Origin of the sequence: Rugosimonospora africana (assembly GCF_016862975.1) — a bacterium.
Taxonomy (GTDB): domain Bacteria; phylum Actinomycetota; class Actinomycetes; order Mycobacteriales; family Micromonosporaceae; genus Rugosimonospora; species Rugosimonospora africana.
Window position 1 is genome coordinate 43449 of record NZ_BONZ01000051.1, and the last position, 15267, is coordinate 58715.

Below are 15267 nucleotides of genomic sequence, written 5' to 3' on the forward strand. Positions count from 1 at the left end.
CTCACGACGAGTACGCCGAGTTCTCGTGCACGTACGCCAGCGACAGGTCGTTGGTCCAGATGGTCGCCTCGTGTCCACCGGCGTGCAGGTCCACCGTTATCGTCACCGCCCGTCCGGTCAGGTCCACTGTGGACCGGTCCTCGGCCGCGCAGCCGCCCCGGCACACCCACACCCCGTTGACGGCGACGTCGACCCGGTCGGCCTCGAACGCGGCGTCCGTGGTGCCGACCGCGGCGATGATGCGTCCCCAGTTCGGGTCGTTGCCGAACAGCGCGGTCTTCACCAGGTTGTTGCGCGCCACCGTCCGGCCGACCTCGAGGGCGTCGGCCTCGCTCGCCGCCCCGGTCACCTCGATGGCGATGTCCTTGGTGGAGCCCTCGGCGTCGGCCAGCAGCGCGGCAGCCAGGTCGTGGCAGGCGGCCGTCACCGCGGCGGTCAGCTCGGCCTGCTCCGGGGCGATGCCGGAGGCGCCGGAAGCCAGCAGCAGCACGGTGTCGTTGGTGGACATGCAGCCGTCGGAGTCGACCCGGTCGAAACTCACCCGGGTCGCCTCGCGCAGCGCGGTGTCCAGGGTCGCCGCGTCCGCGACGGCGTCGGTGGTGAGCACCACCAGCATCGTCGCCAGGCCGGGAGCCAGCATGCCGGCACCCTTCGCCATCCCGCCGACGCACCAGCCGCCACCGGCGTCGCTACCGCCGCCGCCCGCGACCACCGTGGTCTTCGGCCTCGTGTCGGTCGTCATGATGGCCCGCGCCGCCGGCCCGCCGCCGTTGCCGGACAGTTCCCCGGCCGCGGTCTCGACGCCGCGCAGCAGGCTGTCCATCGGCAGCCGCTCGCCGATCAGCCCGGTCGAGCAGACCGCCACCTCGCCGGCCCCGACCTCGACGCCGGCCGGCGCCCCGCTCAGTACCCGCGCCGCGTGCTCCGCGGTCGCGTGCGTGTCCTGGAAGCCCGGCGCGCCGGTGCAGGCGTTGGCGCCGCCGGAGTTGAGCACCACCGCGTGTACCACCCCGCCGCGCAGCACCTGCTGGCTCCACAGCACCGGCGCCGCCTTGACCCGGTTGGCGGTGAACACCCCGGCCGCCGCCGCGGCCGGACCGTCGTTGACGACCAGCGCGAGGTCCAGCGCTCCGCTGGCCTTGATCCCGGCGGCCACCCCGGCCGCGCGGAACCCCCGGGCGGCGGTCACGCCCGCCGCCGATCCGTCGCCGGCGGCGGCGGTCGCTTCCTCGGTCCCGACGACCCCGGTCACGGCGCCAGCCCGTTCGCGGTCAGGCCGGCGGTCTCGGTCAGGCCGAGCATCAGGTTCGCGCACTGGACAGCCTGCCCGGCCGCGCCCTTGCCCAGGTTGTCGATGGCGGACACCACCACGATGCGCCCCGAGTCCACGTCGATCGTGGCCTGCAGGTGCGCGGCGTTCGAACCGAACGTCGCGGCCGTGTGCGGCCAGGCCCCCGCGGGCAGTACCCGCACGAACGGCTCCCCCTGGTACGCCTCGGCCAGCGCCGCGCCCACGTCGGCGGCGGTAACGCCTGCCGAGACCGGCCGGGCGGTGACCGTGGCCAGGATGCCCCGCGGCATCGGCGCCAGCACCGGGGTCAGCGACAGCGTGTGCGCCCCGGTGGCCTGCTTGATCTCCGGTACGTGCTGGTGCGCACCGACCTTGTACGGCGACAGGTCGCCCATCACCTCACTGGCCAGCAGGTGCGGCTTGAGTCCCCGCCCCGCCCCGGAGGTACCCGACGAAGCGACCACCACCACATCGTCGGGGTCCGCGATCCCGGCCGCGATCAGCGGGGCGAGCGCGAGGATGACCGACACCGCGTAGCAGCCGGTGTTCGCCACCCGCGACGCGGCCGCGATGGCCGCACGCTGCCCGGGAAGCTCCGGAAGCCCGTAGGTCCAGGTGCCGGAGTGCGGCCCGCCGTAGTACCGCGCCCACTGGCCGGCGTCCCGCAGCCGGTGATCGGCGCCCAGGTCGACGATCTTCGTCTGCGGCGCAAGCGCGGCCGCCAGGGCTCCCGACTCGCCGTGCGGCAGGGCCAGGAAGACCAGGTCGGCGCTCGCCAGCGCGTCCGGATCGGTCTCGGTCAGGACGAGGTCGGCCAGACTGACCAGATTCGGGTGTACCGCCCCCAAAGGGGCACCCGCCTGGCTGTGCGCGGTCGCCGCCACCACCTCGACCTCGGGGTGCCCGGCCAGCAGGCGCAGCAGCTCACCCCCGGCGTACCCGCTGGCGCCCGCGACCGCCACTCGCGCACCCATGCATCCTCCCTCGCATCGCTATGCAAGGGAGCGTATCAGCATGCATCGCGCCCGCTCAACCACGACCCGGGGGTATTAGTTGCCGTCGATCCCCTGGGCCAACTGGTCCCGCCCACGGACCCCGAACCGCCGGTACAGCCGGGTCAGGTTCGCCTCCACCGCCTTGATCGACAGGAACGTCGACCGGGCGATCTCCCGGTTCGTCGCCCCGCTGCGTACCAGTTCGACGATGCGCCGCTCGGTCTCCGACAGCCCCGCCCCCCGGGCCCCGTCCAGCCGGGACAGCTCCGCCTCGGCCACCAGCTTCCACGGGGCCGCCCCGGCCGCCGTGTACCGCCCGATCGCCTCGGTCAGCGCCTCCCGGGCCGCGCCGCGCCGGTGCGCCCGTCGCTCGATCATGCCCAGCGCGTGCCACGCCCGGGCGACCTCCAGCGGGTACGGGTGGGCCGCCCACCGGTGCAGCCGCTGCGCCAGCCGCTCGGCTGCCGCCCGCGGGTCGCCACCGATCGCGGCGAGCACCGCCTCCGCCCGGTCCAGACCCAGCTCCACGACGTGCCGCTCCAGCCGCCGGGCCTGCGCCCGCACCTCGGCGAGCGCGTGGGCCGCCTCGGCGCGGGCCCCGGCCGCGGTCAGCGCCTCGACGAAGTCCGCGTGCCACAGGAACCCGGCCGGGTCGACCGGCCCGCGCCGCTGCTCCAGCGCGTACGAGCGGCGCATCGACTCCACCGCCGCCACCGCGTCCCCACGCAGCAACAGGATCTGCCCCTGCACCGCGTAAGCGCCCTTGAGCCAGTCCTCGTCGCCGGCCGCCTGGCTGGCCGCGATCGCCGCCCGCACGTACGTCTCGGCCTGCTCGATCGTGCCGCCGGCCAGCTCCACCAGCCCGGCGACCAGCAGCCCGGTGCCGGGTGGCCGGTCGGAGATGTCGGAGTACAGCCGCATGCAGTACCGGCCGGCGGTCAGCGCGTCCGTGCACCGGCCGGCCCGGCTGTAGACCGAGGCGAGCCCGTGCAGTACGTCGGCGAGGTCGCTGACCGTACCCGAGCGCTCGACCTCCGCGCGCAGCGTTTCGAGGCCCCGTACCGCCTCGGCCACCTCGCCGCGACGCAGGGCGGCCGTCATGGTGATGTGACGTGCCTCGACGACAGCCGAGCTCAGCGGCAGGCCACGGGACAGCGCGGCGGCGCGCTCCATGATCTCCTCGCTGCCCCGGATGTTGATCGCCGCTTCCATGTACGCCCGCCAGGCCAGGCCCTTGACCAGCGACTCGGTGTCCGAGGCGCGCTCGGCGGCTTCCTCGGCGCGCTTGACCTCGGCCAGCGCCGACTCGGTGTCTCCGTCGTAGAACGCCTTGGCCGCCCGCGACAGCCGGACCCGGCCGATCAGCCGGGGCACGTCCTCGGCGTCGGCCGCCGCCGCGTCCAGCAGCGGCTCGATGCCGGACTGGTCCTGACCGGCCAGCTCCACCAGCAGCAGCCGGCACTCCACCCGGGTGGCCGGCTCGCCCGCGCCGTGCAGCGCCTCGGCGGCCAGCCGGCGCGCCTCGGCCGTGGAGCCGCCGGCGAACGCGTGCCGCGCCGCGTCCAGCCGCCGCTGGGCGGACCGCCCCTCATCGATCGTCCGCTCGGCGGCCAGCCGGGCCAGGTCGGCGGCCACCACCGGGGCACCCCGCCGCCGGGCCACCGCCGCCGCGTCGGCCAGCGTGCTGGCCAGCCCCTCGTCCGGCGCGTTGCGGGCCAGCGCGAGGTGCCTGGCCCGCTCCACCGGATCGTCGACCGCCGCGGCCAGCCGCTCGTGGGCCAGCAGCCGGGTGGCCTGGTCGGCGTCGGCGTAGACCATCTCGCGCAGCAACGGGTGGCTGAACCCGATCGACCCGTTGGCCTCGGCGGCCAGGACACCCGCCCGAACCGCCTCGACGAGTTCGGCGTCCGGGTCGACGCCGGACCGCTGCACCAGTACCCGGGTGGGTCGAGCCGCCGCGGCGACCACCACCAGCGGCAGCGCGGCGGTCTCCGGCAGCGCGGCCAGCCGCGCCGCGAGCAGCCCGCGCAGCCGGTCCGGTACCGGCAGCGGCTCGCCACCGGCCAGCGGGCTGCCCCGCGCGTTCAAGGCCCGCGCCAACTCGACCGCGAACAGCGGATTGCCGCCCGAGGCGGCGTGCACGCGCACCATCGTCGGCCGCGACAGGCTTCCGTCGAAGCGGTCCCGCAGAAGGTCGACGACCTCGTCCTGGCTCAGCGGGCCGAGCGGCAGCTCCAGGCACGGCTGCGGGCACAGGTCCGCGTGCCGGGCCGAGCCGCTGCCCCGTTCCGTCGCGACCATCTGCACGGCGAGGCCGGACAGCCGCCGGGCCACGAACCGCAGCACCCCGGCGCTCGGCTCATCGACCCAGTGCAGGTCGTCGATGACCAGCAGTACCGGAGCCTGCGCGGCCAGTACCCGCAGCAGCTCCAGCACCGCCAACCGCACCGCCAGCTCATCCTGCGGCGTGGCTGGCGCGACGGTACGCAGCAGCGCGGCGTCCAGCGCCGCACGCAGGTGGCCGGGCAGCAGCGAGCCCTGCTCGGCCAGCGCGCCAGTGAACAGGTCGAGCAGCGTCAGGTACGGCAGCCCGGACTCCACCTCGGCCGCCGAGGCGCGCAGCACCTGGGCGTCCGGCCGGCTCGCGGCCAGCGTGCCCAGCACGGTCGACTTGCCGATTCCGGCCGGCCCGACGATCAGCACACTGCCGGCGTCCGCCAACTGCTCGCGCGCCACCTCAAGCGCGTCATCGCGTCCGATGGGTACAGGTGGTCGACGATCCCCCACGACGGGGAGTCTGCCTCCTCGCACGCCTTCGGGCGACTGCTTGCGCTGCCGTTGTAGCGAAAGCGCAACCATTTGATTCCGGTCCGCATTCATCCTTTGACGCGGTTCCCGCCCTTCCACACTCCGGTGATGTGCTCGGGCTTGGCGAAGATGCCCAGGTCAGAGAGCGGATCGACGTCGAGGGTCAGGACATCGGCCCGGTACGACTCGACCAGCTGACCGGAGCGCGGCGCCTGCGGACCCAGCGTGGCCGGCCCGTTCGCGGTCGCCGCCTCGATCGCCTCCAGCGGATCGAACCCGCACTCGCCGAGCAGCGACAACTCCCGGCCGTTGTGCCCCCACGACACCGGGCGGTCGCCGGCCGACAGCGACAGGTCAGTACCCATGGCCACGGTCACGCCCGACTCGTGCGCCAGGGCGACCGCGGCCGTGTGCTGGTCGATCAGCGCGTCGAGCTTCGCCTGCGCCCACGGCGGCGCGGCCCGCGACTCCCAGATCTCCACCACGATGGTCCGGGTCGGCACCAGGACCGCCCCGGTCTCCCGCATCGCCGCCGCGCACTCGTCGTCGAGGTAGGTGCCGTGCTCGATGGTACGGACGCCGGCCTCCAGCGCCGCCAGGATGCCCGGCTTGCCGTGGCAGTGCGCCGCCACCACCCGCTCGGCCATGCCGGCCACCTCGACGATCGCGCGCAGCTCCGCGCTGGTGAACTGCTGGTGGATCGGATGATCCACCTCGGACAGGACGCCGCCCGAGGCACACACCTTGATCACCTTGGCGTCCCGGCGCAGTTGCTCCCGGGCCGCCCTGGCGCACTCGGCCGGCCCGTCGGCGAGCCTGAACTCGGTGCCCGCCCCGGCGTATTCGACCATCCACGGCAGCGGGTACCCGTGCAGGTCACCGTGGCCGCCGGTGGTCGACAGTACGGCGCCGGCCGCGTAGATGTCCGGCCCCGGGATGATCCCCTCGGCGACCGCCTTGGCCAGGTGTACACCCAGCCCACCGACCTCGCGCACGGTGGTGATCCCGGCGTTCAGCGCCGCCCGCAGGTCGGCCGTGGCCCGGGCCGCACGCAGCGCGGCCGGCTCCAGCGGGAGCCGGCCGAGGTCCAGGCTGTAGGCGCCCATCAGGTGCGTGTGGCAGTCCCACAGGCCGGGCATCACGGTGTGCGTGCGGACCGTCTGCGCGTCCGGGGTGGCCGGCGCGCTGGCGGAGGGTCCGGCGTACCGGATCTCCTCCCCGTCGATCAGCACCACCGCGTCGGGTACCGGTTGCCCCCGGCCGGGAATGAGTTGGGTCGCCTCGATCCGCTGCATCCCCCGAGGTTAACTCCCGCCCGATCATGCTGAACCGACGGTAGACGGGCACCGACGGACGCGAGGCCCCGCACCGCGAGACCTACGCTCCGCCAAGCAGCGCGCCGCGACACCCGCGCGCCGCGAAACCTATGCGCCGCGCAGCACCGCACCCACCCGCCGGGCCGCCTCGGCGACCGCCGCGTCCCGTGCCGCGACCGCCTCCTCGCCGGTCAGCGTCCGGTCCGGTGCCCGGAACGTCAGCTTGTACGCCAGCGACTTGCGCCCCTCGCCCAGTTGCTCCGAGGAGTACACGTCGAACAGCCGTACCGCCTCCAGCAGCGGCCCGGCCCCACCGACCAGCGCGTCCTGCACCTCGCCGGCCGGCGTCGCGGCGTCCACCACCAGGGCGACGTCGATCAGCGCCGGCGGGTACGTGGAGAACCTCGGCGCCACGATGACCCCGGGCAGCGCCACCGCGTCCAGGTCCAGCTCCATCACCGCGGTACCGCGCGGCAACTCCAGCGCCGCGCACACCGCGGGGTGCAGCTCACCGGCATAGCCGACCACCGTCTCCGGCTCACCGGGACCGTTGTCCACCAGGATCTCCGCGCACCGGCCCGGGTGCCACGGCGCCTGCTGGCCGGCCCGCACCACGGCCCGGGCGCCGGCCGCGTCGAGCACGATCCGGGCCGCCTCGATCGCGTCCGCCCAGGACGCCGGCCTGCCGGCACCCCACCAACCGGCCGGCTCGACGTCGCCGACCAGCACCGCGGCCACGTGCCACGGCTGGTGCGGGATCGCCGCATCGGTCGCGGCCAGGTCGGCCTCCGACGGCCGGCTCTCCACGCCTATCGCCGGCGCGCCGGGCTGCCCCGGCTGGCGCAGGAACACCAGTCCCATCTCATACAGCGCGACGTCCCGCTGGCCCCGGCCGAGGTTGCGCCGCAGCGTCCCGAACAGGGTGGGCAGCAGCGTGGTACGCAGCAACGGCTCCTCGTCCGAAAGCGGGTTGGTCAGCCGTACCGTGATCCGCCGCGGGTCACCGTCCGGCAGCCCGAGCGCGTCGAGCACCCCCGGCGACGTGAACGGGTACGACAACGCCTCGACGTACCCGGCCTCGGCCAGCGCCCGACCGACGGAACGGCGGCGCCGCTGGGAGGCGGTCAACCCGTTACCGGCCGGCGCGACCGGCAGCACGCTGTCGACCTTGTTGTACCCGTCGAGCCGGATGACCTCTTCGACCAGGTCGGCGGGTTGCAGGAGGTCCGGCCGCCAGGTCGGCGGCGTGACCACCAGCGCCGGTACAGCCGATGGCCCCGGGTCCGCCGGCTGCCCCGGGGACACTTCACAGCCGATCGCCATCAACAGCTCCGCGACCCGCTGCTCCGGGTACACGATGCCGGCGACCCGGCCGGGCAGCGAGGAGGGCATGACAATCGGGTTCGGCGCCGCCACGTGATCGATGTCCAGTACGCCCGGCTCCAGCTGCCCGCCGCCGTACTCGGTCATCAGCGTCACCGCCCGCTGCAGCGCGACCAGCGCCAGCTGCGGGTCCACGCCCCGCTCCCAGCGCTTGGCCGCCTCGGACAGCAGCCGGTGCCGGCGGGCGGTACGGGAGACCATGACCGGGTCCCAGTGCGCCGCCTCGAACAGCACGTTGACCGAGTCCGGCTGCATCTCGCTGTTTTCGCCGCCCATGACAGCGGCCAGCGACACCGGCAGCCCGGCGCCCTCCGGCGCCAGCGGGTTGGCCAGCCCGGTGTCGCAGATGACCATGTCCTCCGGGTCCAGCGCCCGGTCGACGCCGTCCAGCGTGGTCAGCCGCTCACCGGGCAGCGCGCGGCGCACCAGCAGCGCCCCGGTGAGCCGGTCCGGATCGAACGCGTGCATGGGCTGGCCGAGTTCGAGCATCACGTAGTTGGTGATGTCCACCGGCAGGGAGATCGACCGGATACCGGCCACCGACAGCCGCTGCTTCATCCACTCGGGCGCCTGCGCGGTCGGGTCGATGCCGCGTACCAGCCGGGCGGCGAACCGGTCGCAGCCCACCGTGTCCCGCACGCTGATCGGATACGGCACCGGATCCGCGGCCGGCGACTGGTCTGGGTCGTCGCGCGGCGTCAGACGCGCCGAGCCAGACTGGTCGTAGTCGATGCGCGCCGGATCGCGGAACGGTACGCCGAACGCGTGGGACAGCTCCCGGGCGATGCCGCGTGCCGAGTGGCAGTACCCCCGGTCCGGGGTGATCTCCACCTCGACCACGATGTCGTCGAGGCCGACCACGGGCCGCGCCTCGTCGCCCGGCTTCACCCCCGCTGACGGCGGGATCACCATGATGCCGGCGTGGTCGTCGCCCAGCCCCAGCTCGCGTACCGAACAGATCATCCCGTCCGAGACGTGGTCGTAGGTCTTGCGGGCGGCGATCGCGAAGTTGCCCGGCAGCACGGCGCCCGGCAGCGCGACGACCACCAGCTGGCCCTCGGCCACGTTCGGGGCGCCACACACGATCCCGCGGGGGTCGGCCTCGCCGACGTCCACCTGGCAGTACCTGATCGGCTTCTTGAACTTGGTCAGCAGCTCCGCCGACAGCACCCGGCCGACCACCAGCGGCCCGGCCACCGTGGTCCGGAGGTCGACGATCTCCTCGACCTCCAGCCCCATCCGCACCAGCGCCTGCTCCAGCGCCTCCGGCTCGGCCGGCACGTCGACGTACTCGCGAAGCCAGGAAACCCCGATCCGCACCGGACTAGCCCTCCATTCCGAACGCGCGGGTGAAGCGGACGTCGCCCTCCACCATGTCGTGCATGTCGCTGATCCCGTTGCGGAACATCAGCGTGCGCTCGATACCCATGCCGAACGCGAACCCGGTGTACTCGTCCGGGTCGACCCCGCAGGCCCGCAGCACCCGCGGGTTGACCATCCCGCAGCCGCCCCACTCGACCCAGCGCGGCCCGTCACGGTGCTCGGCGAACCACACGTCGAACTCGGCCGACGGCTCGGTGAACGGGAAGTAGTGCGGTCGCCAGCGGGTCCGCGCCTGGGCGCCGAACATCGCCCGGGCGAAGTGGTCCAGCGTGCCGCGCAGGTGCGCCATCGTGATGCCCTTGTCCACCACCAGGCCCTCGACCTGGTGGAAGACCGGGGTGTGGGTGGCGTCCAGCTCATCGGTGCGGTACGTCCGGCCGGGTACCACGATGTAGATCGGCAGCGGCCGGGTCAGCATCGTCCGCGCCTGTACCGGCGAGGTGTGGGTGCGCATGACGAGCCCGGGGATGTCCACGAAGAAGGTGTCCATCAGCCCACGTGACGGGTGGTCCGGCGCGATGTTGAGCGCGTCGAAGTTGTACCACTCGGCTTCCAGCTCGGGCCCCTCGGCGACCTCGTACCCCATGCCGACGAACAGGTCGCCGATGCGCTCCATCAGTGTGGTCAGCGGGTGCCGGGCGCCGCGTGGCCGCCGGTCCCAGGGCAGCGTGACGTCGACCGCCTCCTCGGCGAGTACCCGCCGCTCCCGCTCGACGGCGAGCACCGCGCGGCGGGCGTCGTGCACGGCCTGGATCGCGGCGCGGGCGGCGTTGACTCGGGCGCCGGCGTCGGCCTTGGCGGCCGGCGGCAGCGCGCCGATCTCCCGCCGGGCCAGCGACACCGGGGCCCGGTCACCGAGGTGGGCGGGGCGCAGCGCGGTCAGCGCGTCAAGGTCGGCGGCCTCGGCGAAGGCTTTCTCAGCCGCGGCGACGGCGTCGTCGAGCGCGGCCTGGTCGAGCAGCGCGGCCTGCTTGGGGTCGTAGGGGTCGTTGCGGTACGCCATGGTCTCTCGTCTCCCGAACCGGACAACTGGCAAAGCTTACGGATGCACGCAAGCGGCTCTCAAACGCCTGCCTGTAGCCGCTGGCAAGCTGCGCGGCTCTGCCGCAGCCCGTCGGTGTGGGGAGAGAGATCGGTAGGGTCAGCCCTGCCGCCCGCCGACACCGGCGGGCTGGCTAAACGAGTGGCGGCTTGTCAACACTCGAGGACTCCCGTGGTTTCCGGAGGCCGCCACCGGCGGCCAACGCTCTGGCTGAAGAGTACAGGCATACCGCTGCCGCCGCAGCCAGGTTCAGGCTCTCCGCGCGGCCGTGGATCGGCACCCGTACCCGGGCGTCGGCCGCCTCCGCCAACTCCGCCGGCAGCCCGTGCGCCTCCGAGCCGAACAGCCACGCCGCCGGTACGCCCAGTCCACCGGCGTCCGCGAAGGCGTCGAGGTCGGTGTCGCCGTACGCGTCGGCGGCCAGTACCCGCAGCCCGGCGGCCCGGATCGCGGCCAGCACCGCCGCCGGTTCCCGGTGCCGTACCAGGTCGACGTGGAACAGGCTGCCGACCGAGGCACGTACGCACTTGCCGTTGTACGGGTCGACCGCGTCCCCGGCGAAGATCACCGCACCCGCTCCGGCCGCGTCAGCGGTGCGCAGCACCGTACCCGCGTTGCCCGGGTCACGGATGTCGGCCAGCACGGCCACCAGCCGGGGGTCGCGGGCCAGCGCGTCGGGCAGCGGTACGTCGACGAAAGCGCACACCGCCACCAGCCCCTGCGGCGCGACCGTCTCGGCGAGCGCGGCCAGCGCGTCCGCGGTGACCGGCGACACCCGCTCGGCCCGGGCGGCCAGTTCCGGGTACCGGTCCAGTGCCTCGACCGTGCCGAACAGCTCCAGGATCCGGGGCGCCTCGGCGACGGCCTGCGGCCCCTCGGCGAGGAACCGCCCGGTCGCCTCCCGGTCGCGGCGGCGCTGCAGGCGCCGGGCAGCAACGACCCGGGGCGTCCGTGTCGTAAACGGATCGACCCCGGGTCGGTACGGTGCGGCCAACCGACTCAGGCGGCCAGCTCGTCCGTGTCGGACGGCCTGCCGGTACCGGCCGCGACGACGGCGGCACGAGCCACCTCGACGATGCCCGCGAACGCGGCCTCGTCGGTCACCGCCAGCTCGGCGAGGATCTTGCGGTCCACCTCGACCCCGGCCAGCTTCAGGCCCTGGATGAGGCGGTTGTAGGTCATGCCGTTGGCGCGGGCCGCGGCGTTGATCCGGGTAATCCACAGCTGGCGGAAGTCGCCCTTGCGGTCGCGACGGTCCCGGTAGGCGTACTGCATCGAGTGCAGCACCTGCTCCTTGGCCTTGCGGTACAGCCGGGAGCGCTGCCCCCGGTAGCCGCTGGCGGTCTCCAGGACGGTACGGCGCTTCTTCTGGGCGTTGACAGCCCGCTTCACGCGTGCCACGTCAGTTCCTCCTCTTGTCCGGGGCGCGCGTCAGCGGCCGAGCATCTTCTTGATCCGCGCAGTGTCGACCTTGCTGACCACAACGGTGCCGGTCAGCCGGCGAGTCTTGGTGGACGACTTCTTCTCCAGCTTGTGTCGCAGCCCAGCCTGCTGGGACACGATCTTCCCGGAGCCGGTCACCTTGACCCGCTTACCCATGCCGGTGTGGCTCTTCATCTTCGGCATTGAACGTATTCCTCCCGATTCGGGCCGCGTCCTACCCCGGCGGCATCCCGCCTGGCGACCCGTGCCTCTTCTACTGTTCGGCCGCGTTCGGCTCTGGCGCGAGGGCGGCCAGATCCCCCGGGTCCACGTCGAGCTCGTCGCGCTCCTTGGTCGCGACACCGCGTGCGGCGGCAGCGGCCTTTGTGGCCCGGTGCGGGGCGATCACCATGATCATGTTGCGACCGTCCTGCTTCGGCGCGGCCTCGACGAATCCCAGCTCCGAGACTTCCTGGGAGAGCCGGTCAAGCAGACGACGACCGAGTTCCGGGCGGCTCTGTTCACGGCCGCGGAACATGATCGTCACCTTGACCTTGTCGCCCGCCTTGAGGAACCGCACGACGTGACCCTTCTTGGTCTCGTAGTCGTGCGAGTCGATCTTCGGGCGGAGCTTCATCTCCTTGATGACGGTCTGTTGCTGGTTGCGCTTGGCCTCGCGCGCTTTGAGCGCGCTCTCGTACTTGAACTTGCCGAAGTCCATGAGCTTGCACACCGGCGGGCGCGCCATCGGCGCTACCTCAACCAGGTCCAGGTCCACGTCGGCGGCCAACTGAAGTGCGCGCTCCAGCGGGACGATGCCCACCTGCTCACCCTCCGGGCCGACGAGCCGGACCTCACGAGCCCGGATCTGCTCGTTCACGCGTGGTTCGACGCTGATGGGGCCTCCTTAGTCAGTTCCCTCTGTCGTCGCGACCGACCCCAAACAGAAGGCCCCGGCGTATGCCAGGGCCCGCTCGACCGGTCAGGCGATCCCCTCGGGGAACGCCGCGTCCGCGGCACTCGCGCCGCGGGCGATGACCGGACCCGGCAGCCGTGGCCACTCGGGTGGGAGCGGGTGCTCCGCTTGAGGCACCGTGATGATCACGGTGGGTCGACCGTCCAACTGTACCAGCATGTGGGCCCACCGGCGAACACGCCCGCAGGGCACAATAGGCAGCATCGGAGGGGGCTGTTCGTGACGATCAATCTTGAGTTGCCGGTGTCGCTGCCGATGACCGCCGAGGACTACCAGCGCCTTTCTATCCCGGACGGCGTTCGCATCGAGCTTTGGAACGGGAGTCTCGACATGTCTGCGGCAGCGCAGATGTACTGGCACTCACACGCCGCACACCGCATCCTCGCGCTCTTCCTCGCCGACGGACGTGCCGCCTCCTGTGAGACCGGAGTCGTACTGGCGAGCCGGACAGTTCGTAGTCCCGATGTCAGCCGATTCCGTCCCGAATTCCGCCCCGATCCGCGCAATTCCCAGTTCCCGGCGGCCGGCGTCGATCTGGTCGTGGAGGTTGTGTCTCCCGAGTCGACGGAACGCGATCGGGCTGTGAAGCCCGTGGAGTACGCCGCCGCCGGCATCCCGGAGTTCTGGCTCGTCGAGGAGGACGAGGAAGACTCCGACGATGCTGTGATCAACATGTTCCGGCTGACCATGAGCCCGACGGGAAAGACTTACACACTGTTCCGGCAGGTCAATCTGACCGTGCTCGAGGACGCGGAAGACGAGTAGCTATTCGGCGGTGGCCGCGGCCGCGGACTGGTGCGCCGCCAGCAGGGAGCGCAGCGCCCGCACGGCACCCAGCGCGTACGCCTTGTCCGCCGCCTGTACCGCCATCACCGCGATCACGTTGTCGTCCTGCAGCTCCAGGCTGGCCCAGGGCGCGCCACGGCCGAACTCGATCGACCGGACCAGGTCCCAGGACAGGTCGTACCCGCCCATCAGGTTGCGCACCCGGATCCCTTGAGCGTCGGCCTCCACCCGGGGCCGAGTCATCATCAGGATGCCCGCCGCCGCCAGCACCCCCAGACCGATCAGGGCGACCTGGTCGCTGGTCTGGAAGACGCCGGTACCGCTGTCGGTCTTGCCGTGCAGCCCCACCCCGACGGCGGTGAAGATCACGACAACCGCCGCGGCCATGACCCGGGCGATCACCGTCGCCTTGCGCGGCCGGGCTCGCACCCCGATCCTCGCGGGAGGAGCGGCTCCGCCGCGCTCGTCTGACTGCGCCTCGCTCATGTCTAGTCAGTCTGCCACCGGCACCCGGCGGGAATCCGGCGCCCCCGACACGATGCGCGGATCCGGCCCTCGACTCGCAGCGGGAATCCGGCGCCCCGGCACGCGACGGGATCCGATCACCCCGCCGCGCGCCGGAGGACGATCAGATCCTGCAGGCGTGCACGTCGGTGACCAGGATCGCCCGGGCACCCAGGTCGTACAGCTCGTCCATGATCCGGTGGACCCCGGTCCGGGCGACCATCGCCTGAACCGCGACCCAGCCCTGGCGGTGCAGCGGCGACACCGTGGGCGACTCGATGCCCGGGGTCAGCGCGCTGGCCGCCTCCAGCAGCTCGACCCTCACGTCGTACGCGAGCATCACGTACCGGCGGGCCGCCAGGACGCCCTGCAGCCGACGCAGCAGCTGACCGGTCGGACCGTCCCCCGGCCCGCCGATGCGGCGCACCAGGACCGCGGTGGACTCCAGGATCGGCTTGCCGAGCGGGGCCAGCCCGGCCTGGCGCAGCGTCTTCCCGGTCTCCACCACGTCGGCGATCGCGTCGGCGACACCAAGGCGCACCGCGTTCTCGACCGCGCCATCCAGCCGTACGACCTGTGCGGACAGGCCCATCTCGGTCAGGTGCCGGTTGACCACGCCCGGGTACGCCGTCGCGATCCGCCGGCCGGCCAGCTCGGTGACCTCGTGCAGGCTGTCCACCGGGGCGGCGAACCGGAAGGTGGCCGGCGCGAAGCCGAGGTCGAGGATCTCCTCGGCCTCACTGCCCGAGTCGACGAGCAGGTCGCGCCCGGTGATGCCCAGGTCGAGATCGCCCGAGCCGACGTACGTGGCGATGTCGCGCGGGCGCAGATAGAAGAATTCGACGTCGTTGTCCGTGTCGCGGCAGAGCAGGTCGCGATCGTCGACGCGCTGGGAGTAGCCGGCCTCGCGCAGCATGTCGACGGCCGGTCGGGACAGAGTGCCTTTGTTGGGTACGGCGATGCGAAGCATGGGACAAACCTCATCTGGGGAGTCGTGACCGGGACCGGGGCGGTCACAGATGTCGGTACACGTCCTCCAGCTTCAGGTCGAGCGCGAGCATCAGCACCTGAGCGTGGTAGAGCAGCTGGGAGATCTCCTCGGCGGCCCGCTCGGGGCCCTCATGCTCGGCAGCCATCCAGGACTCGGCCGCCTCTTCGACGACCTTCTTGCCGATCGAGTGGACACCACGGGACAACGCCTCGACGGTCGACGATCCAGGCGTGCCCGCGGCGGCCTTGGCCGACAGTTCGGCGTACAGCTCCTCGAAGGTCTTCACGGTGAGCCATTGTCCCAGGCCGGCCTCCCCGATGCCGGTAGCGGGGCGGCCCGGCGGCACATGGTGAGACGCGCAGACGCCTGA

General features: G+C 72.7%; 15 protein-coding genes. 1 reads left to right on the forward strand and 14 read right to left on the reverse strand.

What is annotated here, in order from left to right; translation table 11 throughout:
* Position 1: 1 nt before the first annotated feature.
* From argJ to Raf01_RS27180, 11 genes are all read right to left on the reverse strand, one after another.
* Positions 2 to 1189 (reverse strand): bifunctional glutamate N-acetyltransferase/amino-acid acetyltransferase ArgJ, encoded by a 1188-nt coding sequence (gene argJ / locus Raf01_RS27130; RefSeq protein WP_203920911.1) that lies wholly within the window; start codon positions 1187 to 1189, stop codon positions 2 to 4.
* Between the two features lie 59 nt (positions 1190 to 1248).
* Positions 1249 to 2265 (reverse strand): N-acetyl-gamma-glutamyl-phosphate reductase, encoded by a 1017-nt coding sequence (argC, locus tag Raf01_RS27135; protein WP_203920844.1) that lies wholly within the window; start codon positions 2263 to 2265, stop codon positions 1249 to 1251.
* A gap of 75 nt (positions 2266 to 2340) precedes the next feature.
* Positions 2341 to 5073, reverse strand: coding sequence for an AAA family ATPase (locus Raf01_RS27140; protein ID WP_203920845.1), 2733 nt, complete (start codon positions 5071 to 5073; stop codon positions 2341 to 2343).
* An 89-nt stretch (positions 5074 to 5162) separates the two neighbouring features.
* A complete protein-coding gene (locus Raf01_RS27145) occupies positions 5163 to 6389 on the reverse strand; it encodes a metal-dependent hydrolase family protein (protein ID WP_203920846.1) in 1227 nt (408 codons plus the stop codon).
* A gap of 129 nt (positions 6390 to 6518) precedes the next feature.
* On the reverse strand, positions 6519 to 9113 hold the full coding sequence (gene pheT / locus Raf01_RS27150; RefSeq protein ID WP_203920847.1) for a phenylalanine--tRNA ligase subunit beta: 2595 nt from the start codon (positions 9111 to 9113) through the stop codon (positions 6519 to 6521).
* Between the two features lie 4 nt (positions 9114 to 9117).
* Positions 9118 to 10179 (reverse strand): phenylalanine--tRNA ligase subunit alpha, encoded by a 1062-nt coding sequence (pheS, locus tag Raf01_RS27155; RefSeq protein WP_203920848.1) that lies wholly within the window; start codon positions 10177 to 10179, stop codon positions 9118 to 9120.
* 172 nt (positions 10180 to 10351) lie between these two features.
* A complete protein-coding gene (locus Raf01_RS27160; protein ID WP_239133946.1) occupies positions 10352 to 11212 on the reverse strand; it encodes a TrmH family RNA methyltransferase in 861 nt (286 codons plus the stop codon).
* 5 nt (positions 11213 to 11217) lie between these two features.
* Positions 11218 to 11619, reverse strand: coding sequence for a 50S ribosomal protein L20 (gene rplT / locus Raf01_RS27165; RefSeq protein ID WP_203920849.1), 402 nt, complete (start codon positions 11617 to 11619; stop codon positions 11218 to 11220).
* A gap of 30 nt (positions 11620 to 11649) precedes the next feature.
* The gene (gene rpmI / locus Raf01_RS27170) at positions 11650 to 11844 is read right to left on the reverse strand and encodes a 50S ribosomal protein L35 (RefSeq protein ID WP_203920850.1); all 195 of its coding nucleotides are present in this window, start codon (positions 11842 to 11844) and stop codon (positions 11650 to 11652) included.
* Between the two features lie 70 nt (positions 11845 to 11914).
* The gene (gene infC / locus Raf01_RS27175) at positions 11915 to 12520 is read right to left on the reverse strand and encodes a translation initiation factor IF-3 (RefSeq protein WP_239133947.1); all 606 of its coding nucleotides are present in this window, start codon (positions 12518 to 12520) and stop codon (positions 11915 to 11917) included.
* A gap of 102 nt (positions 12521 to 12622) precedes the next feature.
* On the reverse strand, positions 12623 to 12775 hold the full coding sequence (locus tag Raf01_RS27180) for a hypothetical protein (protein ID WP_203920851.1): 153 nt from the start codon (positions 12773 to 12775) through the stop codon (positions 12623 to 12625).
* A 60-nt stretch (positions 12776 to 12835) separates the two neighbouring features.
* Here Raf01_RS27180 and Raf01_RS27185 point away from each other — a divergent pair, with 60 nt between their 5' ends.
* Positions 12836 to 13381, forward strand: a complete 546-nt coding sequence (locus Raf01_RS27185; RefSeq protein ID WP_203920852.1) for a Uma2 family endonuclease — start codon at positions 12836 to 12838, stop codon at positions 13379 to 13381.
* Here Raf01_RS27185 and Raf01_RS27190 read toward each other — a convergent pair whose 3' ends face one another.
* The 3 genes from Raf01_RS27190 to Raf01_RS27200 form a co-directional block, all read right to left on the reverse strand.
* Complete coding sequence (locus tag Raf01_RS27190) at positions 13382 to 13888, reverse strand: PH domain-containing protein (protein WP_203920853.1); 507 nt, start codon at positions 13886 to 13888, stop codon at positions 13382 to 13384.
* Between the two features lie 142 nt (positions 13889 to 14030).
* A complete protein-coding gene (hisG, locus tag Raf01_RS27195) occupies positions 14031 to 14876 on the reverse strand; it encodes an ATP phosphoribosyltransferase (RefSeq protein WP_203920854.1) in 846 nt (281 codons plus the stop codon).
* A 43-nt stretch (positions 14877 to 14919) separates the two neighbouring features.
* The gene (locus Raf01_RS27200) at positions 14920 to 15183 is read right to left on the reverse strand and encodes a phosphoribosyl-ATP diphosphatase (RefSeq protein ID WP_203920855.1); all 264 of its coding nucleotides are present in this window, start codon (positions 15181 to 15183) and stop codon (positions 14920 to 14922) included.
* Positions 15184 to 15267: the final 84 nt, after the last annotated feature.